Below are 20,681 nucleotides of genomic sequence, written 5' to 3' on the forward strand. Positions count from 1 at the left end.
TTCAAAGTATAAAGAATTTATAAAAGTTTTTTCATCAACTCAATATGATAACTTTCCTGATAATTGATAAAATCAAAAAATTTGGACAGCTCTTCATCTTTTATGGCATCACTTAACTCTTTGCACATTACTTTTGCAGCCTCTTCTTCGGCAATGCCGTCTTTGACAAACTGTTCTAAATCTTTAACTATATAGGTCATGGTATGCAGTTCTCTCGGAAGTGCTAAAATGCCCAACTTTGCCATCATGTTGCCAAATGATTTGAGATGAAAGTGTGACTCGTCAACCAAATCTTGAAAAACATTAAAATGCAGTACATTTCTGGTTCTGGCCTGCATATAGGCATAGACTAAAATAAGCTCATACTCTTTGTATGACTCTTCAAACAAAAAGAGTGTCAATGCGTCAATCTGCTCCTGCGAAAGGTTTTTGTCTCCCCATTTTCGCTGCATATTAAACGCGGTAACCTCTTGATTGTTTTTCTCATCTTTTAAAATTTGAGAGATATACTCCAAGAGATAGGCATCATCAGTTTTTATGCGTCTGCCTAGAATATTTTGAGGATAAAATTGCTGTGTCTCTTCGATTTGTTCTTTGAGAGATTCAATGATTTCAAAGATACTGTTGCGTTTGTACAGAAGCATATCTCTGTCGTAATTGTAATCTTCTCCTTTTTCCAAAGCCTCTTCGCCAAGCCACTTCATATGTCGAAAGGCAATTTGTGAAAAATCATACAAACGGGACTTGATTGTTTCATCATTTATGGCAAATGAGGCAAAAAGTACAGCGAGCCAGAGTTCATGTTTTTTTTGGTATCTTTTATTCATTTTCTTCATCCTTGCGCACAGGTGTCGTTTCGCAGCTCTCTTTCATTTTAAACAGATGCAACTCTTCATCTGCGCCGTTTTTTTTGTTTTCATAGTTTTGGAGTGATGCCAAAAACGCGCTAAAAACAATCTCTGCACAGACAAGTTGTTGCGCTGAAAGTTTTCCCAGTTTTTTGTGTATTTTTTCGACAGCAGTATTTGCGTAGTCCAAATCATTGTTTTGAATCATCTGTGTAAACATGGAACCGATGACAACCGTGTCCTGGCAGCCGTTTGTAGCAAATTTTACATCTTTTATAATGTCATCCTCAAGTTTTGTATAAAATATGACATACTCTTTTGTTTTTTCATCCAGAGCAACACCCACTCCGTTTGCATCATCGAGTTTTCCGTAATTTTTCGGATTCATCAGATGTTCCAGGACTTCAGGGTTCAAGCCTTCTGGCATTTTTACATTTTCAAACATGTTTCTTCTCTTTTAAAATAGTTATAACTTTTATAAGTATAACATGAAAAGCATCAATTTATTCTTGAAATAATTTGGGGTTATTCATCTTCTAAGGGTTCAAAAACCTCTTTGGGTTCGCCGCAATCAGGACAGACCCAGTCATCTGGCAAATCTTCAAACGCTGTTCCGGCAGGAATTCCGTTTTCCTCATCACCGACTTCAGGGTCATAAATATAATCACATACTGTACATATATATTTTTTCATGATATATCCTTGTATAAAAATCAGTTATATCATAACATAAAAAACATCAATACGAAATGATGATACCTTAACAATGAGCTAATGTAAAAGTGTTAGAATTAGCCATCTTTTTTATAAGGCTTGGATAAAGATGGTACAAAAACTGGTTTTAGGTTTTCTTTTGACATTTTCGCTTCATGCAATGAGTCTCAAAGAAACAATTGATGAAGCACTGCAGCATAACAATTCCCTGAAAAAGACCTTTTTAGACAAAGAGGTTTCACAAAAAAACAGGCGCATAAAACGGGCACAAAATCTTGGTCGATTTGATGCCGTGCTGAATTATGATCATTATAACAATGCACGCACACTGGTGCCGTTAACACCAATGCAGATAGTCTCTTCTCCGACAGGGCCCTATGAGATGCCCACAACGAATGATTTGGTCTCTACGGGTCTTTCTTACAATGTGACGCTTTTTGACGGATTTGCCAAACAAAACAGTTGTAAAATATCTGATTTGGCATATAAAAACACTCTTTTTAAAATAAAACTTGCAAAAGCAGAACTCATTTACAATGTAGAAAATATTTATCTCTCTCTTTTATCACTGCAAGAACAGCTCAAAGCGCAAAAAAAGTATATAGAGGCAAAAAAAAGACTGTATGAATATATACAAAAGGCCTATCATCTTGGCGGAAAATCAAAACTTGACATGCTGGAGGCAAAAAATGCCTATGTAGAAGCAGTGGCGAACAAAAACAAGATAATCTCCAATATAGGAATTTTAAAAGCTTCTCTTTCTCAAATGATTGCTTCGGACAAATTTGACAAAGCAGAAGAGGTCAGTGTCAATTTTGATGGGGCGCAAGAAGGCGAACCGGACCTTAAGAGTTTAAGCCGATTAAAAATTGCTGCACTAAAAAGCAATATAGCACAAAAAAGAGTCCGTACCGCAGAGGCACTGTACTATCCAAAGGTGGATTTTAGTGCATATTACGGCTACAGTATGGGACCCAATGCAACGACAAATACTTTTGCACAGACGGGTGTGACATACTTAAATAAAAATGACTTTAACAGTGAAAATGTATGGCAGATAGGTTTGCATTTGAAATGGAACCTTTATGATTTTGGAGCAAAAAGTGCGAGTGTTGCCAAAGAAAAGATTGCTTTGATGCAGTCAAAAATAGACAAAAGCATAACACGGTTGGAGTTGGAAAAAAACTTAAAAATTGCAAATTCCAAAATAGAAATTGCACAGGCGGACTATACAGCTCTGCAGAGCCAGTATGAACTTTTGCAGGAGATAGAAAAAGCCCAACAGATTAAATATGAAAACAATGCACTTTCCCTTGTGGATTTGTTGGATACACAGGCAAAAAAAGAGTTGGTCTATGCCCAAATGACAGAAGCCAAATATGGGTATCAAAAGGCGAAATACTATAAAGAATATCTTTTAGAAAAGGAAGTGAAGTAGATGAAAAAAATTGTATTGATTATTGTGGGTGTGCTTGTAGCAGCAGGCGCAGGACTTTTTTTAAAAAAACAAAAAGAGCATGTGGCTGCTTTGCCTGCAGCAAAAGAGTATAGTAAAAGTGTGGAGACTACTGTAGCAAAGGAAAAAAGTGTTTCTCGTAAGAGAGAGTTTTTAGCAGAAGTATTTTCTTTGAAGCAGGCAGGTATTGCTTCAAAATTTACAGCAAATATCAAAAAAATATATGTGCATGAAAATGACAAAGTAAAAAAAGGGGAACTTTTGGTGACGCTTGATGATAAAGATATTTTAGCAAATCTTACATCACTCAAAGCACAGAAAAAAGCATTATTGCTTGATTTGAAAAATGCTCGGGATATTTTGCAAAGAAATAAAAAGCTTTATGCAATTGAAGCTGTTTCCAAAGAGATACTTGATGCTTCGAATGCAAAATATCAGACAACACGCTCAGCTGTCAAATCTGCAGAGGCAAAAATAACACAAACAAAGGTACAGTTGAATTATCTGAATCTTGTAGCCCCTTTTGACGGTGTTATCGGCTCCAAACTACTGGATGAAGGTTCCATCGCTCCGGCAGGCAAACCTGTTGTTACTCTCAATACACAGAAGCAAAAGCTGACCTTTTCTTTTTCCCAAAATCAGGTACCAATAGCAGAAGGGCAAAAGGTATATCTGCAAAAAAGGTTGATAGGGCGAGTCAGCAAGATTTATGATGATGCAAAAAATGCGCTGCTTGTTGCCGAAGTCACACTGCAAAAACGCATAGATTTTGCAAACAAATCTTTTGTCCATATCAAGGTTGAAATTGCAAATGCAAAAGGGTGCAGTGTTCCTTTGAACGCACTTTTGCATACACAAGAAGGTGTTTATGTTATGCAGTACCAAGAAGGAAAATTTTCAAAACTTGCTGTTGACCTGCTTTTGGAAGACAATAGCGCAGCTGTTGTGTCTCCGTGTCCAAAGTACAGGGTGGCTCTGGGTTCTGAAGCAAAACTTTCCATGCTTCCAGCATATGGAAAGATAATAATTGACAAGGCACAGACGAATGAAAAATAGTTTTTCTATAGTAGATTTTTTACTTTCAAGACCCTATTTTATTATTTCATTTTTGGCACTGTTTTTATTTTTAGGACTTGTCGGATACAACAAAATAGACAGAAAACTTTTTCCGGATTCCAATTATCCTACTGTAGCTGTGGTCATTGTAGAACCGGGAGAATCAGCGAAAGGTTTGGCTGCAAATGTTTCCATTCCCGTAGAAGAGGAGTTGTATACACTGGACAAAATAAGAAGAGTCTACTCAACAACCATTGATGAAGTGAGTGTGATTTCTGCCGAGTTTGAGTATACAAAAAATATTGACAGTGCTACAAGTGATGTCTCCAATGCGCTTGATAAAATCAGGGCCAAACTGCCTGCAGCCATTTTAAATCCCCAGATTATAAAGATAACAGAAGCAACTGCCCCAATCGTAACATATGCAGTCAGTGCAAAAGAGGGAAATGTCTCTTTGGAAGATATCAGGCAAATTGTACAAACACAGATAAAGCACAAGCTGATTAAAGTACAGGGTGTTGCCAATGTAGATGTATTTGGCGGCTATGAAAAAGAGATAGAAGTTATCGTCGATAAAGAAAAACTTGAGCGTTACAATCTTGACATAGCTTTGGTTGTTGCCAAATTGCGGGCAAATGACAATGATTTTGCTATTGGATTTATTACAGGAAAAGACAAAAGGTATCTTTTGCGGGCTCAGGGAAAGCGCGACACTGTAGCCAAGCTGAAAAAAGTCAGTATTACAAAAGAGATACAGCTGCAAGATATCGCAAATGTTTACTTCGGACATTATGACAACAGTGCCGAATACTATGGAAATTCAAAAAATGCTATCGCTATTGCTGTACAAAGAACCGGTAATGCTGATGTAATAAGAACAATAGCACGTGTAGAAAAAGAGATACAAAAACTGCAAAACAAATATAAAAACCTCTCTTTTGTAATTACCGATACGCAAAAAGACACTATAGTGCAAAGTACAAACAACATGTTTGAATCTCTACGCGATGCCATTATTATGTCGACACTTGTTGTTTTTTTCTTTTTGGCATCTTTTCGTCAGGTTTTGGTTGTTTTGGTCACCATTCCACTTGTTTATGCAACAACTATAGCCCTTATGTGGATTATCGGTATAGAATTTAATGTTGTGACGCTTACTGCCATTATATTGGCACTGGGACTTCTTCTGGATGATGCTGTAGTCGTGATGGAAAATATTGAAAGGCATTACAGAGAACTCCATGATGAGATACATAAAGCTGTCTATAACGGAACCAAAGAGATTATGTTTGCAGATTTGAGTGGAACAATTACAACGATGATAGCCCTCTCTCCTATGCTTTTTGTAGGAGGGTATCCTCAGACAATTTTCCAACCGCTTGTAGCAACACTGCTTTTGGCACTGGCAGCTTCGTATGCTATTTCTATAACCGCGGTTCCTTTACTCTCGTTGAAAATTCTTACTATTAAAAATCCTTTTGTTTTAAAAAGTGAAGCATTTTTTGAAAAAATTACAGGAGGCTTCAGCAGTGCTATAGCTGATTTTTTTGTGAGTGCCGTCTCTTTGGGAGCGAAGAAAAAGAGTGTTGCCCTGGCATATACAGTGGTACTTCTTTTCTTGTTTTTTACAAGTGTGAAAGGTGTTATGCCGACAGTCGGACAGGAACTGATGCCGCCTATGGATACAGGAGGGGTGAGGATAAGCATCACAGTGGATCCGAATCTGCCGATAGAAGCGAGTAAAAAAGTAGTAGAAGAGGCAAACAAAATCATAACAAAGCAGGGAGATCTTTTGTATCTCTCAAGTGCCATTGGAAGTGAAGCAGGTGTTATGAGCATAGGAAGCGGCAGCTCTATAGACCACATCCGCATATCGGCAACCTATGTAGACAGATACAAAAGAAAAGAGAGTATCTGGCAGATAGAACGCAAACTGCGTGAAGCATTGAATAAAATAAAAAATGTAAACAGTGTGGATGTTGTTGATTATGGTGCAACAGCGATTGCGAGTCTTCGTGCAAATATTGATGTAACACTCTCTAGTGATGATTTGACAAAACTGCAAAAGGCAGGTGACATTGTTGCGGATGCAATGCAGCACACAGGCGGGGTTGTCAGTGTTTCAAGAACCTGGCTTGCGAACAAAAGAGTGTATGAATTCAGTGTAGACGAAAAAAAAGCCGCCTATTACGGCTTAAACAACGAAGAGATAGCCAAACAGCTTCAACTCTTTGTACGCGGGGCAAAAGCTGCCTCGTTCTATCTGCAAAACAGTGCGGATTTCGGCATAAGAGTATGGGTAGACAAGAAAAAGAGAGAAAGTATTGAAGAGATTAAAGACTATCTTGTTACGACAAAAAAAGGGAAAATACCTTTGCGTGATATGGTAAAAATTACAATGGTGCAGGAGCCGTCTCTGATTACAAGAGAAGGCTTGCAATATACTCTGAATGTATATGGTTTTCGGGAAAAGGCGGCAATTTCTCATATAATGGCAAACTTTGATAAAGCTTTTGATGGTAAAGTATTGCCAGATGGTGTAACAATGGAGCAGACGGGAGATATAAAACAGTTTAAAAACTCTGCAGGAAGAATGGTAGGGGCCATCGGTTTTGCAGTTATATTGATACTTTTTACACTTATCGCCATGTTCAACTCTGTAAAAATTTCAATGATGATAGTCTTTTCGATACCGCTTACCATTATAGGGGCTTCGTGGATGATGCTTTTTATGCACTACCATACCTCTATGCCGGCAATGATGGGATTTATCCTCCTGAGTGGTATCATCGTCAACAATGCAATTTTACTAATTCATTTCGCACTCGAAAAGATGAAAGAGGGATACAGTACTTTTGAAGCAATGGTGGAGAGTATCAAGATACGAACACGGCCTGTTCTTATGACAGCGTTTGCAACTTCTGCCGGTATGCTTCCTGTTGCACTTGGATCTGCCATCGGGTTAGAGCGTTTGGCACCGCTTGGAACGGTAGCGATTGGCGGTTTGATTGTAGGTACCTTTTTGACCCTGCTGTTTATACCACTTGTCTTTATCTGGAGCGTGAAACCGAAGGAAGTCTAGTATTTGATTTTTGAGAGATAAAGCCCGTTTGGAGGTGCCGGCTTGATTTTGTACTTTTTGGTGCCGTTGAGCTGTGCCTGTATTGCATCTTTGGTGAGTGTTAAAAGTGCACCGACCATCAGTCTGATTTGGCTGCGCAAAAATCCGTTCGCCTCAAAGTATAAAACAATGTAGTCTTTGTGTTGATAGGCAAAAGCTCTGTATATAATTCTTGTGGTAGATTTTACGTCACTGCCTGTTTTCATAAACTGTCTGAAATCATGCTCTCCGACAAAAAGACCGATATTTTGCTGTATCTGTTGCAGGTTTACATCTTCTAAAAAAGTAACAAAATCACTTTCAAAAGGATTTTTCTGTTTTGTTGTGATGATGTAGCGATAGCTTCTTTTTTTTGCACTGTATCGCGCATGAAAATCATCCTTTACATGTATGATTTTCTTTACATGTAAAGCATCACACAGCATTTTATTGAGAACTTTTTTGAGTTTTTCCATATCGTCCCAGTAGGGCGGTAAATCTATATGACAAACCTGCATAGTAGCATGGACACCTTTGTCCGTTCGCCCGCTTGCCACGACTTTTTGCTCAATTCCCAGTTTTTTCAAAACATTTTCAAGTTCACCGAGGACTGTTTTTGAAGTCTCTTTTTGTGTTTGTGAACCAAAAAAATGAGTGCCGTTATAGGCTAGATGCAGTGCTACTCTCATATATTAAAACTTATTGACGATTGTTTTTCTATAGATGGCATATGTTGTTATCAGCCATGAAAGTGCAACAACAGGAATCGTATAGTATTGGAACATTTTTTCCAAACCTATGGTCATGCCATAAAATAAAACTATGCTTACAAAAAGATATAAATAGACTTTGGACTTTTGGTGTCTGACCTGAACTATACCGATGCTTGCGATTAAAAAAAGTGTTATCATCGGAAAGAGACTCAGCAGGGTATCTTTAATGAAGACGTGTTTTTTTCTTCCGGCATTCTCTTTTGAGAGCCAGTACTGCAAGGGTTGTTCATAGGTGGTCAAGTCTGCTTTGAGCGTATCATTGATAAGCATCTCTTGGAAATTTATCTGAGAAAATTTTTCTTTTGAGTAGCTGTACCCTTCACCATCCATTAACTGAAGACGTAAAATTCCCGAATCGTTAATAACTTTGGCTTTTTTTGCAGCGATGAGTATCTCCTCTTCCTGTTTTTTGTTAAACAAAAAAACTTTTGAAAAAGTGCCGTCATCATTTTTTGCTCCAATGTACAAAAGCCAGTCACCAAAACTGTTTCCAAATTCACTTGCTGCAAGATTGAATTTTGCTTCACTCTTTTTGTAAGAGAGAAAGTTTTTTGACAAAGTAGTCGTATGGGGCGCAACAACCAGAAAGTTAAATGCCAGCAATACACTTAAAATAAAAGCAGGTTTGAAAAAGGTTCTAATGATAAAGCCCGGTGCAATTCCAAGTGAAAAAATAACAATTATTTCATTGTCGTTTGAGAGTTTAAACAAAGAAAGTGTTGCTGCTACAAAAAATGTAATAGGCAGCGTATAAAAAAGGATTTCAGGAAGTACGAAAAGATACAGCTTGCCCATTTCAAAAATAGTCAGTTGAATAACCGCCGTATAAGTAGAGAGTTTAATTAAAAATATTACCGATGCTATGACAAACAATGGCAAAAATATGGACATAAAAAGAGCAGAAAAGTTACTCAGTATGTATTTTTTTAATCTCAGCATTAGTAGTTTGCCTCGATGTATCTGAGTATTTGAGAGTCATACACATAGACTATGAAAGTTGCAAGTGCCAAAAAAGGCACAAAAGGGACGCGTTGCTCCTCTTTTGATTTGTTAAGAAGCAAAAGCATAACCGGCAAAGCCAGGAGAGCTGAGAGAAAAATGGCAATAAGACCAAGTTTGACTCCCAAAAGTGCGCCCATTGCAGCCGCTACCATAATGTCGCCTTCTCCCATGGCTTCTATAAAAGGTGTTCTGTCGTAATGTTTGTTCCAGGATGTTTTCGTTTTTAGTCCTGCCCTGAATACCGAAGAAGTAAGGTAATACGAAAGGGCAAAACGAAGCAGGGTAAACCCGCCGGCAAAAAGGAGGGCATTTTCCAGGTTAAGAACAAAACCTTGAACACTCCATGCACCGAGTATGGCAAAGAAAATAGCCAAGAGGTTGAGTGAATCGGGCACCATTTTGTATCGAAAATCTATGACCGAAAGTGCTAAAAGCATCAAAAAACTCATGGCTATAAAAAATGCCGGCAGATTCAGTCCGAATTTATTGGCAAGAATGACAAAAATAAAACCTGATAGCAGTTCTATAAGCGGGTACTGTATAGAAATATGTGATTTGCAGTAGGCACATTTTCCTGTTAAAAAAATCCATGAAAAAAGCGGAATATTATGCCATGGTTTGAGTTTTTCATTACATGCAGGGCAGTGTGACGCATCAAAAACAACACTTTCTCCCTTTGGTATGCGAAGAATGACAACATTTAAAAAAGAACCAAAAAGTATGCCGAGTACAAAAGCTATGCCAAGTTCCATCATTTTAAGCCCCCAAATCGTCTTTCAATTTTTGTAAATTTCTGTAGAATTTTTTCCAACTCTTTACATGTAAAGTCCGGCCAGAGTGTATCTGTAAAAAAAAGTTCCGCATAGGCCGACTGCCAAAGCAAAAAGTTTGAAAGCCGCTTGTCTCCGCCGGTACGAATGAGTATATCCACATCTACTTTACAGTCAAGTTCGTTGTTAAGCATCTCAAATGTGATATTTTCATCCTGTTTTTTCAAAGAATTTACCGCACGAAGAATTTCATCCTGCGCACCGTAGTTCAGAGCAAGACTCTGCACCAAACCGTCACAATGTTTCGTTTTTTCTTCTACCATCTGAATGGTTTTTTGCAGTGATTTTGAAAAAGCACGAATATCACCGATGGCTTCAAACTTGACATTGTTTTTGAGGTATGAAGGCAATTCATCTTTGAGGTATTTTTCTAACAGTTTCATTAAAAACTCAACTTCAAGACGTGGTCTTTTCCAGTTTTCTGTTGAAAAGGCATAGAGTGTGAGGCGTTCTACATTTTCATCTTTTGAACAGTATGTTGTAATTTCTTTGACGACTTTTGCACCTGCTTCATGCCCTTTGACTCTTTTTTTGCCCTGTTGCTCTGCCCATCGTCCATTTCCGTCCATTATGATGGCTATATGTCTGGCCTTGTTCATCATCTATTCTTGCAGCTCTTTTGCATTGTTTACTATTTTAAAAGAAACATGCAATTTGTCTGCTTTTGGTATGTGCACATCTTTTTGCGCGGTTATAAATTCTATTTCATTCTCGTCACTGCCAAAGCTTGCAGAATTTTGTAAAATATTTAAGCAGACCGCGTCAAGCTCTTTCTCTTTTAACATTTTTTTGGCATTTTCTTCTGCTTTTTCTTTGTCCATTTCGGCTTTAAAACCTATGACCGTAATGCCTTCTTTGTCGATTGTACTTAAAATGTCAATATTTTTTTTCAGACTCAACTCCCACTTTTGCCCCAAATCCTCTTTTTTAAGTTTGGTATTTTGTGGAAACTCGGGAACATAGTCACTCACTGCCGCCGCCATAAACAGGTAAGGCTTTTTTTGGATGAGATGAATATGCTCGTCGCGTATGAGTGTCGCTTTTGACAGCTTGCCTTTTTTTGCAATGCGTATGGAGTCGACAAGATACTCAAGCATCTCTTGTGAGTCTTCTACGTCTATTTTATGCATGTTTACAGGCAAATCAGTGTCAAATCTGGTTGCTATGAGGTTGACGTCTGCCCCTTTTAAATAGAGTGCCGTTGCCAGAGCCGATGCCATTTTTCCGCTTGAAAAGTTTGAGATGTAACGAACTTCATCTATCTTCTCTATCGTGCCTCCACCGGTCACTATCACCCGTCTGTGCTCCCAAAACTCCTCTTTTAAAAGCTCACGACAGGTTTGATAAAAAATGTCCAAAGGTTCTGCCATTGCACCGTCACCGATGGTCTTGCAGGCCAGCTCTTTTGTCTGTGTTTCTAAAATAGTATAGTTTGCAATACCCAGCATTTTTAAATTTGCCTGTGTTATCGGGTTTTGAAGCATATTGGTATTTGCCGAGGGTGCAAGGATTTTCATACCGCTAAAGGCAAGGGCACACTGCAAAAGCATATTGTCCGCAATGGCATTGGCAAGTTTTGCGATTGTGTTTGCTGTAGCGGGAGCGATGACCATAATGTCCGCCCATTGGGTGATTTTTATATGGTTGTGTTCATTTGCCCAGGACTCGTTTGTGTCATCAAGTACCTCATTTGAAGTAAGTGTCTCAAAAGTAAGAGGTGCTATAAATTTTTTTGCGCTCTCACTCATGACAACTTTTACTTCGGCTCCGGCTTTGATGAATTCTCGTACAAGTTCAAGCGTTTTGTACACAGCAATAGAACCGGTCACTGCGAGGAGAATTTTTTTGTCTTTTATTAAATCTGTCGGTATTTTCATGAAAAATCTTTTTTTCCTGTATTTTACCTAAAAATACTTAGAAGTAATAAATATACTTAAGCTTTGTAGATGTATACTATAAAAATTTTAGTAACGAAAGGGGAATGTTATGAACCATAACGAACAGATGAAAAAGTATTATGAAAGGTGTGACATTGACCTTATTAAGGGACATTTAAAAGAGTTACTGAGTGCGGCAAAAAAAGAGATCCGCCAGATACAGGTCGAAGATATAGACTTGGAAAATATGATTTTGATTGATGTACGAGAATCTGATGAATTTGCAAGTGGTGTCATCCCTGCAAAAACCGTTTTTACCATTCCTCGGGGGAAACTCGAATTCGCTGTTGATGACAAGCTTGTTGATTTAAGTGATCATCAAATAGTCTGTTATTGTCTCAAAGGCGCAAGAGGTCTGATGGCTGCAAAAACACTCAAAGATTTGGGTTTTAGCAATGTTGTCAATCTCGAAGGCGGCATTTCAAGTTGGGTCAATGCACACAAGCCGATAAAAAATTATCTCGGATACTTTACGCTTGAGACAAACTAAAGTTTCTTTATAAAAACGACTTTGAGGTAATTACCCTCTTGAAATTTTTCTGCCACACGAAAATCTTTTGGCAGAGAATAGCGCTTTAGCACTTTGTATTTTGTTTTTAGATCTTTAAACGCTTTGTCTATAAATCTGCCAAAAGTCATCATGCTGAAATTGGCAGCATTGGTTGAAGCTACGATAATGCCGTCTTTGTTTGTTATTTGTATCACCTCTTTGAGAAGTTTTACATAGTCTCTGTTGGCGCTGAATGTATGTTTTTTTGAACGTGCAAAACTCGGCGGATCAACGACAACCATATCAAAAAGCAGTTTTTTCCTCACAGCATATTTAAAGTATAAAAAGACATCTTCAACAATAATATTCTGATTTTTCAAATCAATGTTGTTGATGCAAAACTGCTCTTGCGTTTTTGGTAAACTTCGTTTTGCCAGGTCAACGCTTGTTGTGCTTTTTGCACCGCCAAGGGCTGCAAAGACGGAAAAAGCGCCCGTGTAGGAAAAAGTATTTAAAACGGTTTTTCCTTTTGCATATTTGTCACGAATGGCTTTTCTGACCTCTCTTTGGTCTAAAAAGACGCCCACCATTGCACCATCATCAAGATAGATGGCAAAATTTGCTCCGTTTTCCTTTACATGTAAAGGCTGCGGTGCCTCTTGCCCAGATACAAAGTCACTTTTGTCATCGAGATACATGCCTTTTGTATTAAAGCGTTTTTTTTGATAGATTCCTTTGAAGTCGACACTCTGTTTAAAAGCTTCGAGTATACTCTCTTTGAATGTATAAATACCGATGCTATACCATGTAAAAAGATAATAGCCTTCAAAATAATCAATACTCAAGCCACCGATACCATCGCCCTCACCGTTAAAAACCCGAAAAGCAGTTGTCTGCGTGTCGGCAAAGAAATCTTTTCTGTAGGCGATTGCTTCTTTGATTTTTCTTACGAAAAATTCGCTGTCTATGGTTTCGTCTTCATTTTGTGAAAGAATCCAGCCATGTCCTTTGTTCTGTAATCCGTAGTAGCCTTTTGCAATGAATCTCTTTTTATTGTCATACAGGTGAAGCAGACTGCCTTCTTCTTTGAGTTTATTCCAATCTTGGAAATACTCTTTCATGAGCAGAGGATAACCGTTTTGTATCTGCTGTGTAAATTCAGGTTTGAGTATCAGGTCTATTTCATTGCGCATTTTTTTCTCTCAAGTTTGTCATACAGACAAAGCATATTAGTGTAGTCTTTATGCAGTGTTGTTTCTATCAAAAAGTCTGTATTATTAAGAATACCCAAAGATTTCAGGACATTTTCTTTGGAAAATACATCATATAAAGCTTCTTTGTACTCTTCGTAATCAAGTTCCATCTCCTGCATTCGAGCAAGTTCCACTACGAGATGACCGAGTTTGTTTGTCCCGTATTCCAACAACTCAAGTGCCTCGTCATACTCACCCAGACGCAATAAAATCTGCGCTTTAAATTCAGCCATTGTAAAATTTTTTGCAAAGATGACACCGATGTATTTTTCCATATTGAGTGAGTCTTCGAGTGATTCAATCTCAAGCATAATTTCCTGCGGGTCATATTTTGTAAAATTGAGCACCATATCACGGATAAGTTTGCCGTTGTTTTTGTTGTTATATATCAAATCCTCTATGGGATAAACTTCTGAAATACCGGGAACAATGATTTGACAAGAGTAAAAACCGAGGTAATCATATTCTCTGATGTAAAACTCTTTCTCCATATCTTGAAGAATCTTTGTTAGATAGTCATATTCATCTTGCGTGGAGTTTCCTTTATAGGAAAAAGAAGAATATTCAAAACTTTTTTTGGCACTCAAAAAAGGAAACCCGAGTTTGCCGTTGGAGTCTATAAAGTGTGATTCAAGGTTAAAACTGTCTGAGACAAGGCTCATGTCAAAAGTAGGCACTTCAAAACTGTCAAGATTTTCAAGTGAACGCCCCTGCATAAGCTCGGTCATTGTGCGTTCTAGTGCAACTTCAAGAATAGGATGTGCTCCAAAAGAGACAAAAAGTGTTGCATTACTTGGATCTATCAACGAGATGGCAGTGACGGGAAACTGTCCGCCCAAAGAAGCATCTAAAACTTCCACTTTGTAGCCGAGTGTTTGCAATGCCTGTATATCTTCATAGACTTTTGGAAATTTATTCACAATTTCATCAGAAAATTTCGGCAGGGCATAGCCGTTTTTTATGATGGCGATTTTTGCATGGCGTTCAAAAATCTCACTCAGAGCCTGCACTTTTGCCTCCAAAGGTGTATTTCCCGTCGCCAAACCGTTGCTGACGTAGAGATTGCTTAAAATATTGAGCGGAATTGGAACGCATTTTTGTGTGGATTGCTTCACAAAAGGAAGTGCAACGATTTTGTCAGTATAGTCACTGTTGAAGTCCACCAAATCTTCAGGAGAAAGATTTCCGTCCGGGTTGTAAACTGCCATAAGTTCATCACTGAGACCGGCTTCATTAAAACCAAACACGACTTCATCAAAACCAAACACGACTTCATCAGGATAATATTTTCTTTTCGGCAAATGGAAATCTATAAAAAAGTTATTTGTCTGCAGGCGTTCAATATACTCACCCAAAGCACTCGCCACAGAAGCATCCCTTAGTACACCTTTGCCGTTTGAGTAAATATGCCTGGGTGCTTCTTGTGAGCTGAGATTGACCGAAAAACAGTGAGTGAGAGGATTTTTATGTTCTTGAAAAACTGTTTCGCATCCGACATCAGATAAAACAGCCTTCATTGTAGTTATAGAGTTTTGAAGCGGTGCTTCTTTAGAGAGAAAATTCATTAAATAGTTTATCCTGGTTTTTTTATAACATTATACCTTTTTTTAAAGATTCTCTTCTAAAGCCTCTTTGTATTTTTCAAGTTTTTCTTCAAACTTTATGCTGGCGTAGGCGGGGGAGGTTGAGGGGAGCAGGATTTTTTTGACGGGCAAGTCTTTGTACTTTTTGTCAAAAATCTGTTGTGCTTTTTTTCCTGTAAACAATATGGTTTTGATGTTCGGATATTCTGTTAACAGTTTTTCAAAATCATTGACTTCTATATTTTTCAGGTTGGTATCACTGGAATTGTTTGCATCTCTTTGCAGACTTGCAGCACTGTCAAAAAGGGCTATTTTGTGCTTTTTACACAGGGCAATTTTGTCATCTTTTGTTTGTATGTCTGCATTGAAGATTTGACCAAGAATGGGCCAAAACTGGTTCCGTGGATGGGCATAGTAAAACCCCTCTTCAAAAGATTTTATACTGGGAAATGAACCGAGTATCAGTACTTTCGAGTCATCAAATATAACAGGTGCAATGGTGTGAAAATGAAGTGACTGCAATGTTTTGTCTAACTGGTAAGGTCAGCTACTATATTTTGAAGTGTTTGTTTCTCGGCTTTTTCTTCACAGCTGATACCTTTGTCTTCAAGTGATTTTATTATCATCAAAATATAAGCATCAAAGGGTTTGAGCAGCGAACTGCTTAAACCTGTTCCTGACTCAATACTCTGAGGAATAATTGCAAGAAGTGTGACCTTTGGTAAAGTTTCTCCTTGCCTCTCAAGCAAATTAAGACACCCGAGTACTCCGGTTTCGTCATCATCTTCATTTGTGCTGAAACTGCGAAAGGTCTCCATAGGAAACTGATACATTGAACCTGGAGCATCCTCAATTGTGATGACATCAAGGACAATTATTTCCTGATATTCCATAAATACATTGAGTAGTTTTTTTCTTGCAACATCGCCGTGAATGATATCCACTTCGGGTTGAAAACTGTAATTGGACTCCAGATATCTACTCGCATATAAAGCGATACCTTCATCTTTGTGTGATGTATTTCCGATACTTAAAATAGCAATTTGTTTTTTATTCATGCCGCATTCTAACAAAATTTTTTACTTACAAAATAAAGAAATTGAAATAAGTGAAGTTTTTTATGCAAATGCCTATTTCTTCCCAAAAAACTTATAATAAAAATCCTTCACAAAACGCATTTTTGTTCGGCTTAAAACGAGGTTGCCACTCTTTATTTTACCGCTTGTGACTGTAGTGCCTGCTGCTATCATTACATTATCTTCTATAGTAATAGGGGCTACAAGCTGCGAATCACTGCCGATGAAGACATTTTTGCCGATGCGTGTTTTATATTTTTTGACACCGTCATAGTTACATGTAATGGTTCCCGCACCTATATTTGTGCCTTCGTCAATCTCGGCATCACCCAAATAGCTTAAATGTCCGGCTTTTACCCCTTTGAGGGTTGATTTTTTTACTTCAACAAAATTTCCGATGTGTGTATCTTCTATATGACTCAGCGGTCTAAGATGTGCCATCGGTCCGCAGTCCGAGTTTTTCAGGGTACTCTCTTCTACAACGCTGCCGGCTTTTATGTGGGAGTTGATGATTTTGCTTTTTCCGGTAATGCGACAGCCGTTTTCAACAATGCACTCTCCCCCAAAAACAACATCTTCTTCTATGTAAATTGTTGCTGGCAGCTGCATAGTTACCCCTGCATTCATCCATTTTGTACGGATTCTGTTTTGCATAATCTCTTCAGTGTCTGCGAGGTCTTTTTTGGAGTTTACCCCTTTGAAGTGTTCTTCATCAACAAGCAAAGGCACAATGCTCGACTCATCTTCGTTTGCCATTGCAATAATGTCGGTAAGGTAGTACTCCTGCTGTGCGTTATCATTACTCAAATCAGGAATGTATCGCTCCAAGATGACTTTTGAAAAGGCATAAACACCGGCATTGACTGTTGTGACATTGAGTTCTGCTTCATCAGCGTCTTTTTGCTCTACTATGTACTCCACATGGTTGTTTCGTATGATGACACGACCGTATCCGTCCGGATCTTCAAGATCAAAAATACTCATGATAATGTCTGCTTCAAGCTCTAAAAATCCTTTGAGTGCATCGGCTGTAATGAGTGGCATATCTCCGTTAAGAACCAATACCTTGTCATGTTTTGGTTCTACCTGCATCATAGCTCCGCCGGTTCCCGGGTAGTTTTTGGCGTCTTGTTCGACAAAGCAGATATCATCAAAATAGCTTTGCATTGTTTCAACAACAGCCTCTTTTTGATGGGCAACCACTACGGTAATATCATCAGAAATTTTACGGGACTCTTTGATGATATGATAGAGCATTGGCTTTCCGCTAATGGTGTGTAAGACCTTTGCTTTGGAAGATTTCATACGGCTGCCTTTACCGGCTGCCAAAATAACGATACTTATACTTTTTTGTTTCATGTGCATTCTTTTTTTGTTTTTATCTGCAATGTTACCATTATTTAATTATAAAGTGTATAATTTCGAACTTATTTTATGTTTACATGTAATAAGATAATTTATACTAAAGAAGATTTTCCCCTTGAAAAAAATTACACAAACACAACTCATCATCTATGTCAGTATATTCTTTGTTTTATTTGATAACTACAGCTTTTTTCACAATGTCTTGCAGGTCTATCCTATGAACTGGCACAACGCCGGATTTTTAATATCTCTGGTCGTTGTTTTAGTCTTTTTTATGATATTTCTGCTCTCTTTGTTTTGTTATAAGTATACGCTTAAACCGATTATTATTACACTGCTGTTGGTTTCATCGCTGACAAACTACTTTATGAACAGTTATCATGTGGTGATTGATGCGAGTATGATTCGCAATACACTGCAGACAAATATGCATGAATCACTGGATCTGGTAACGCTCAAACAGGTTCTGTATTTTCTGTTTTTAGGTCTTTTGCCGTCATATTTTGTTTATAAGGCAAAAATAGAGTACCGTCCTCTCAAGCAGGAGTTACTTGCGCGCTTAAAACTCATAGGAGTCTCTCTGGCGATTATTCTTGCTTCATTCTTTTTGTTCAGTAAGTTTTATACCTCCTTTGTCCGCGAACACAAGCCCTTACGCTACTCCATAAATCCTGCGTACTGGATGTACTCCATCGGAAAGTATATCAATTTGACATTTAACAGCGGTCCGCTTGTGGTAAAACCGATAGGACTTGATGCCAAAGTTGTCAATGATGACAACCGCAGCAAGCTTGTTATTATGGTGGTTGGTGAAGCAGCACGGGCGGATCATTTTAGTCTCAACGGCTACAAAAGAGAGACAAACCCTCTGCTTGCGCAAGATGATATCATAGATTTTCCAAATTTTTACTCTTGTGGTACTTCTACTGCCGCATCGGTACCCTGTATGTTTGCGAAATACGGCAAATCAGACTACAGCTACAAAAAGGGTATCAGCACGGAAAATGTGCTTGATGTGTTAAAACACACAAAAGATGTGGCTATTCTTTGGCGAGACAACAACTCTGACTCAAAAGGTGTGGCGTTGCGTGTGCCGTATGAGGATTACAAAACTCCGAAAAACAATACAATCTGTACCGATGGAGAGTGTAGAGATGTCGGAATGCTGGTCGGACTCGACAAATTTATACAAAAGAACAAAGGCAAAAATATTTTAATTGTGCTGCATCAGATGGGAAATCACGGACCTGCATACTACAAACGCTATCCGAAAGATTTTGAAAAATTTACACCTACATGTAAAACAAACCAGTTGGAAAACTGCACACAGGAAGAGATAACAAATGCCTATGACAATGCGATTTTGTATACTGACTATTTTTTAGACCAGACGATAAAATTTTTGAAAAAGTATGACAAAAAGTATGATACGGCCATGATATATATGAGTGACCACGGGGAGAGTCTTGGTGAGGGCGGTGTCTACCTGCACGGTTTGCCATACTTTATGGCACCTGATGCACAGGTGCATATCGGTGCTGTAATGTGGTTTGGCAAAAATATGGCAAAAAGGGTCAATAAAGAGGCATTAGAAAAACGAAAAGATGAAAAGTATACTCAGGATGATCTTTTTCATACATTACTGGGCATATTTAATGTAGAGACAAAAGAGTATAACAAAAAGCTGGATATTTTAAAAAATGAACATTAACCAGCAACTTGTTGTTACTTTTATAATACTCTTCTTGAGTATTATATTTTTTGGTATAACAGATGTTGATTTGAGTCTGCAAGATCAGTTTTATAATTTTTCAACACACAAATGGATTCTTTTTTGGGGTGAGCAGCCTTACAAGTTTATATTTTACGACGGTATTAAAAAACTTCTCATTGCCTTTGCTGTGAGTCTGTTGCTTGCACTCATCTTTTTTAGGAAAACAAAACTGGTCAATGACTACAAAAGAGGCATGATTATTGTCATACTCTCTGCCATTTTTGTGCCGCTTATTGCAAGTTCTATAAAAGGAGAGACAAATATGCCATGTCCCAAAGATGAAGTGAGGTACGGCGGTGTCTATCCTCGGACAGCGGTCTGGCAAAACTACACACCGGAATTTAAACTGCATCACCATAAAAGCAAATGCTGGCCTGCCGGACATGCCAGCGGTGGATTTGCGCTTTTGAGCCTGGTATTTTTATTTCACAAACGGAGAAATAAAATCATTGCCTCTGCAGTTGCTTTGACTATAGGCTGGAGTATGGGACTGTATAAAATGCTTATCGGTGATCATTTTTTCAGTCATACGGTCATTACGATGGTACTTGCATGGCTGATTATATTACTCATCGCAAAGATAGTCAATAAAATTTACTCTTTATAATAATTGTGCTATTATAATGTAATTATAAATTTTTTCGTTAAGGTTTTTGGATGGATTTAGGTACGGTCATTGGTATTGTTTTGATTATGGCTCTTTTGCTCGGGGCCATGACAATGGGTGTTGGTGTCGGTGCATATATCGATATTCCTTCTGTTTTAATTGTTGTCGGTGGTAGTATAGGGGCTTTGATGATCTCTTTCAAGCCGGCGCAGATGAAAAAGTTTACAAAAGTCTTTATGAAAGCCATTAAGCCTGCTGAAGAGGATGTAGGTGAGCTTATCAAAAAACTGGTAGAGTTTGCAACCAAGGCAAGAAAAGACGGTATTTTGGCATTGGAGAGTGATGTCAACAATGAAGAGAATGAGTTCTTGAAAAAAGGTCTCTCTATGGCAATTGACGGGAGTGAGCCTGACACTATTCGTGATTTGCTCGAAATTGACATGGAACAGACAAGTACCCGCCATAAGATTCATGCTTCCATATTTAATCAGTGGGCGGGGCTTGCCGGTGCAATGGGTATGATCGGAACACTTATCGGGCTTGTTGCCATGCTTTTAAATATGGCAGATCCTTCTGCCATCGGTCCTTCTATGGCAGTTGCCCTTCTTACAACCATGTACGGAGCGATGATTGGAAATATCTTCGGAACACCGATTTACAATATTTTGACTATTCGAAATGATGAAGAGACGATGCTCAAAGAGATGATTCTTGAGGGTATTATGTCGATTCAGTCCGGTGACGCACCAAGAGTACTTGAAGCAAAACTGCTTGCCTATCTGGCTCCTGCTGACCGTGTCAGTCAGTTTGAATAACG

At 38.3% G+C, this 20,681-nt stretch carries 20 protein-coding genes; 7 read left to right on the forward strand and 13 right to left on the reverse strand.

The features are described 5' to 3' along the window. Nucleotides 1-17: 17 nt before the first annotated feature. The 3 genes from FJR45_RS05650 to rd form a co-directional block, all read right to left on the reverse strand. Nucleotides 18-827 carry an iron-binding protein gene (locus FJR45_RS05650; RefSeq protein ID WP_193151742.1) on the reverse strand — a complete coding sequence of 270 codons (810 nt, stop codon included), beginning with the start codon at nucleotides 825-827 and terminating at the stop codon, nucleotides 18-20. Next, a complete protein-coding gene (locus FJR45_RS05655; RefSeq protein WP_193151743.1) occupies nucleotides 820-1,293 on the reverse strand; it encodes an iron-sulfur cluster assembly scaffold protein in 474 nt (157 codons plus the stop codon). The genes FJR45_RS05650 and FJR45_RS05655 overlap by 8 nt, the downstream gene beginning before the upstream one ends. 80 nt (nucleotides 1,294-1,373) lie before the next feature. Continuing rightward, the gene (gene rd / locus FJR45_RS05660) at nucleotides 1,374-1,541 is read right to left on the reverse strand and encodes a rubredoxin (protein ID WP_193151744.1); all 168 of its coding nucleotides are present in this window, start codon (nucleotides 1,539-1,541) and stop codon (nucleotides 1,374-1,376) included. 130 nt (nucleotides 1,542-1,671) lie between these two features. On the opposite strand from rd, the gene FJR45_RS05665 reads away from it, so the two are divergent. From FJR45_RS05665 to FJR45_RS05675, 3 genes are read left to right on the forward strand one after another with little or no spacing between them, the layout of a single operon-like run. Then, entirely contained in the window at nucleotides 1,672-3,000 is a 1,329-nt protein-coding gene (locus FJR45_RS05665; protein ID WP_193151745.1) for a TolC family protein, read from the forward strand. Then, entirely contained in the window at nucleotides 3,001-4,074 is a 1,074-nt protein-coding gene (locus tag FJR45_RS05670) for an efflux RND transporter periplasmic adaptor subunit (RefSeq protein ID WP_193151746.1), read from the forward strand. Continuing rightward, on the forward strand, nucleotides 4,064-7,156 hold the full coding sequence (locus FJR45_RS05675; RefSeq protein ID WP_193151747.1) for an efflux RND transporter permease subunit: 3,093 nt from the start codon (nucleotides 4,064-4,066) through the stop codon (nucleotides 7,154-7,156). The genes FJR45_RS05670 and FJR45_RS05675 overlap by 11 nt, the downstream gene beginning before the upstream one ends. On the opposite strand, the gene truA is transcribed toward FJR45_RS05675, so the two are convergent. Genes truA through coaBC form a run of 5 tightly spaced genes read right to left on the reverse strand, consistent with a single transcriptional unit; the run spans nucleotide 7,153 to nucleotide 11,656 of the window. After that, the gene (truA, locus tag FJR45_RS05680) at nucleotides 7,153-7,863 is read right to left on the reverse strand and encodes a tRNA pseudouridine(38-40) synthase TruA (RefSeq protein ID WP_193151748.1); all 711 of its coding nucleotides are present in this window, start codon (nucleotides 7,861-7,863) and stop codon (nucleotides 7,153-7,155) included. The two genes, FJR45_RS05675 and truA, sit on opposite strands and share 4 nt — an antisense overlap. A 3-nt stretch (nucleotides 7,864-7,866) precedes the next feature. After that, nucleotides 7,867-8,886 (reverse strand): LptF/LptG family permease, encoded by a 1,020-nt coding sequence (locus FJR45_RS05685; protein WP_193151749.1) that lies wholly within the window; start codon nucleotides 8,884-8,886, stop codon nucleotides 7,867-7,869. Then, entirely contained in the window at nucleotides 8,886-9,701 is an 816-nt protein-coding gene (locus tag FJR45_RS05690; RefSeq protein ID WP_193151904.1) for a prepilin peptidase, read from the reverse strand. The genes FJR45_RS05685 and FJR45_RS05690 overlap by 1 nt, the downstream gene beginning before the upstream one ends. Continuing rightward, the gene (locus FJR45_RS05695; RefSeq protein WP_193151750.1) at nucleotides 9,701-10,378 is read right to left on the reverse strand and encodes a di-trans,poly-cis-decaprenylcistransferase; all 678 of its coding nucleotides are present in this window, start codon (nucleotides 10,376-10,378) and stop codon (nucleotides 9,701-9,703) included. Before FJR45_RS05695 ends, FJR45_RS05690 begins: the two co-directional genes overlap by 1 nt. Before the next feature lie 3 nt (nucleotides 10,379-10,381). Then, entirely contained in the window at nucleotides 10,382-11,656 is a 1,275-nt protein-coding gene (gene coaBC, locus FJR45_RS05700; protein ID WP_193151751.1) for a bifunctional phosphopantothenoylcysteine decarboxylase/phosphopantothenate--cysteine ligase CoaBC, read from the reverse strand. A gap of 109 nt (nucleotides 11,657-11,765) precedes the next feature. Here coaBC and FJR45_RS05705 point away from each other — a divergent pair, with 109 nt between their 5' ends. After that, nucleotides 11,766-12,206, forward strand: a complete 441-nt coding sequence (locus FJR45_RS05705; RefSeq protein WP_193151752.1) for a rhodanese-like domain-containing protein — start codon at nucleotides 11,766-11,768, stop codon at nucleotides 12,204-12,206. Here the strand turns inward: FJR45_RS05705 and FJR45_RS05710 are convergent. The 5 genes from FJR45_RS05710 to glmU form a co-directional block, all read right to left on the reverse strand. Further along, complete coding sequence (locus FJR45_RS05710) at nucleotides 12,203-13,399, reverse strand: class I SAM-dependent rRNA methyltransferase (protein WP_193151753.1); 1,197 nt, start codon at nucleotides 13,397-13,399, stop codon at nucleotides 12,203-12,205. The genes FJR45_RS05705 and FJR45_RS05710 overlap by 4 nt on opposite strands. Then, nucleotides 13,384-15,024, reverse strand: coding sequence for a YcaO N-terminal domain-containing protein (locus FJR45_RS05715; RefSeq protein ID WP_193151754.1), 1,641 nt, complete (start codon nucleotides 15,022-15,024; stop codon nucleotides 13,384-13,386). The genes FJR45_RS05710 and FJR45_RS05715 overlap by 16 nt, the downstream gene beginning before the upstream one ends. 42 nt (nucleotides 15,025-15,066) lie before the next feature. Continuing rightward, nucleotides 15,067-15,564, reverse strand: a complete 498-nt coding sequence (locus FJR45_RS05720) for a DNA-deoxyinosine glycosylase (RefSeq protein WP_193151755.1) — start codon at nucleotides 15,562-15,564, stop codon at nucleotides 15,067-15,069. A gap of 8 nt (nucleotides 15,565-15,572) precedes the next feature. Further along, nucleotides 15,573-16,100 (reverse strand): hydrogenase maturation protease, encoded by a 528-nt coding sequence (locus FJR45_RS05725; RefSeq protein WP_193151756.1) that lies wholly within the window; start codon nucleotides 16,098-16,100, stop codon nucleotides 15,573-15,575. A 72-nt stretch (nucleotides 16,101-16,172) separates the two neighbouring features. Beyond that, nucleotides 16,173-17,477, reverse strand: coding sequence for a bifunctional UDP-N-acetylglucosamine diphosphorylase/glucosamine-1-phosphate N-acetyltransferase GlmU (gene glmU / locus FJR45_RS05730; RefSeq protein WP_193151757.1), 1,305 nt, complete (start codon nucleotides 17,475-17,477; stop codon nucleotides 16,173-16,175). A 121-nt stretch (nucleotides 17,478-17,598) separates the two neighbouring features. On the opposite strand from glmU, the gene FJR45_RS05735 reads away from it, so the two are divergent. From FJR45_RS05735 to FJR45_RS05745, 3 genes are read left to right on the forward strand one after another with little or no spacing between them, the layout of a single operon-like run. Then, entirely contained in the window at nucleotides 17,599-19,194 is a 1,596-nt protein-coding gene (locus FJR45_RS05735; RefSeq protein ID WP_193151758.1) for a phosphoethanolamine transferase, read from the forward strand. 34 nt (nucleotides 19,195-19,228) lie between these two features. Continuing rightward, nucleotides 19,229-19,864 (forward strand): phosphatase PAP2 family protein, encoded by a 636-nt coding sequence (locus tag FJR45_RS05740; RefSeq protein WP_226966493.1) that lies wholly within the window; start codon nucleotides 19,229-19,231, stop codon nucleotides 19,862-19,864. A gap of 50 nt (nucleotides 19,865-19,914) precedes the next feature. Further along, entirely contained in the window at nucleotides 19,915-20,679 is a 765-nt protein-coding gene (locus FJR45_RS05745) for a motility protein A (RefSeq protein ID WP_151900418.1), read from the forward strand. Nucleotides 20,680-20,681: the final 2 nt, after the last annotated feature.

This window comes from Sulfurimonas sediminis, assembly GCF_014905115.1.
In the GTDB taxonomy this organism is placed as follows: domain Bacteria; phylum Campylobacterota; class Campylobacteria; order Campylobacterales; family Sulfurimonadaceae; genus Sulfurimonas; species Sulfurimonas sediminis.

Excerpts from the sequence above, each read along its gene's own strand:
- FJR45_RS05670 (WP_193151746.1), top strand. The coding sequence starts at position 3,001 with ATGAAAAAAATTGTATTGATTATTGTGGGTGTGCTTGTAGCAGCAGGC.
- FJR45_RS05690 (WP_193151904.1), bottom strand. The coding sequence starts at position 9,701 with ATGGAACTTGGCATAGCTTTTGTACTCGGCATACTTTTTGGTTCTTTT.
- FJR45_RS05650 (WP_193151742.1), bottom strand. The coding sequence starts at position 827 with ATGAATAAAAGATACCAAAAAAAACATGAACTCTGGCTCGCTGTACTT.
- rd (WP_193151744.1), bottom strand. The coding sequence starts at position 1,541 with ATGAAAAAATATATATGTACAGTATGTGATTATATTTATGACCCTGAA.
- FJR45_RS05705 (WP_193151752.1), top strand. The coding sequence starts at position 11,766 with ATGAACCATAACGAACAGATGAAAAAGTATTATGAAAGGTGTGACATT.
- FJR45_RS05695 (WP_193151750.1), bottom strand. The coding sequence starts at position 10,378 with ATGAACAAGGCCAGACATATAGCCATCATAATGGACGGAAATGGACGA.
- FJR45_RS05715 (WP_193151754.1), bottom strand. The coding sequence starts at position 15,024 with ATGAATTTTCTCTCTAAAGAAGCACCGCTTCAAAACTCTATAACTACA.
- FJR45_RS05685 (WP_193151749.1), bottom strand. The coding sequence starts at position 8,886 with ATGCTGAGATTAAAAAAATACATACTGAGTAACTTTTCTGCTCTTTTT.
- truA (WP_193151748.1), bottom strand. The coding sequence starts at position 7,863 with ATGAGAGTAGCACTGCATCTAGCCTATAACGGCACTCATTTTTTTGGT.
- FJR45_RS05725 (WP_193151756.1), bottom strand. The coding sequence starts at position 16,100 with ATGAATAAAAAACAAATTGCTATTTTAAGTATCGGAAATACATCACAC.
- FJR45_RS05675 (WP_193151747.1), top strand. The coding sequence starts at position 4,064 with ATGAAAAATAGTTTTTCTATAGTAGATTTTTTACTTTCAAGACCCTAT.
- coaBC (WP_193151751.1), bottom strand. The coding sequence starts at position 11,656 with ATGAAAATACCGACAGATTTAATAAAAGACAAAAAAATTCTCCTCGCA.
- FJR45_RS05665 (WP_193151745.1), top strand. The coding sequence starts at position 1,672 with ATGGTACAAAAACTGGTTTTAGGTTTTCTTTTGACATTTTCGCTTCAT.
- FJR45_RS05655 (WP_193151743.1), bottom strand. The coding sequence starts at position 1,293 with ATGTTTGAAAATGTAAAAATGCCAGAAGGCTTGAACCCTGAAGTCCTG.
- glmU (WP_193151757.1), bottom strand. The coding sequence starts at position 17,477 with ATGAAACAAAAAAGTATAAGTATCGTTATTTTGGCAGCCGGTAAAGGC.
- FJR45_RS05745 (WP_151900418.1), top strand. The coding sequence starts at position 19,915 with ATGGATTTAGGTACGGTCATTGGTATTGTTTTGATTATGGCTCTTTTG.
- FJR45_RS05710 (WP_193151753.1), bottom strand. The coding sequence starts at position 13,399 with ATGCGCAATGAAATAGACCTGATACTCAAACCTGAATTTACACAGCAG.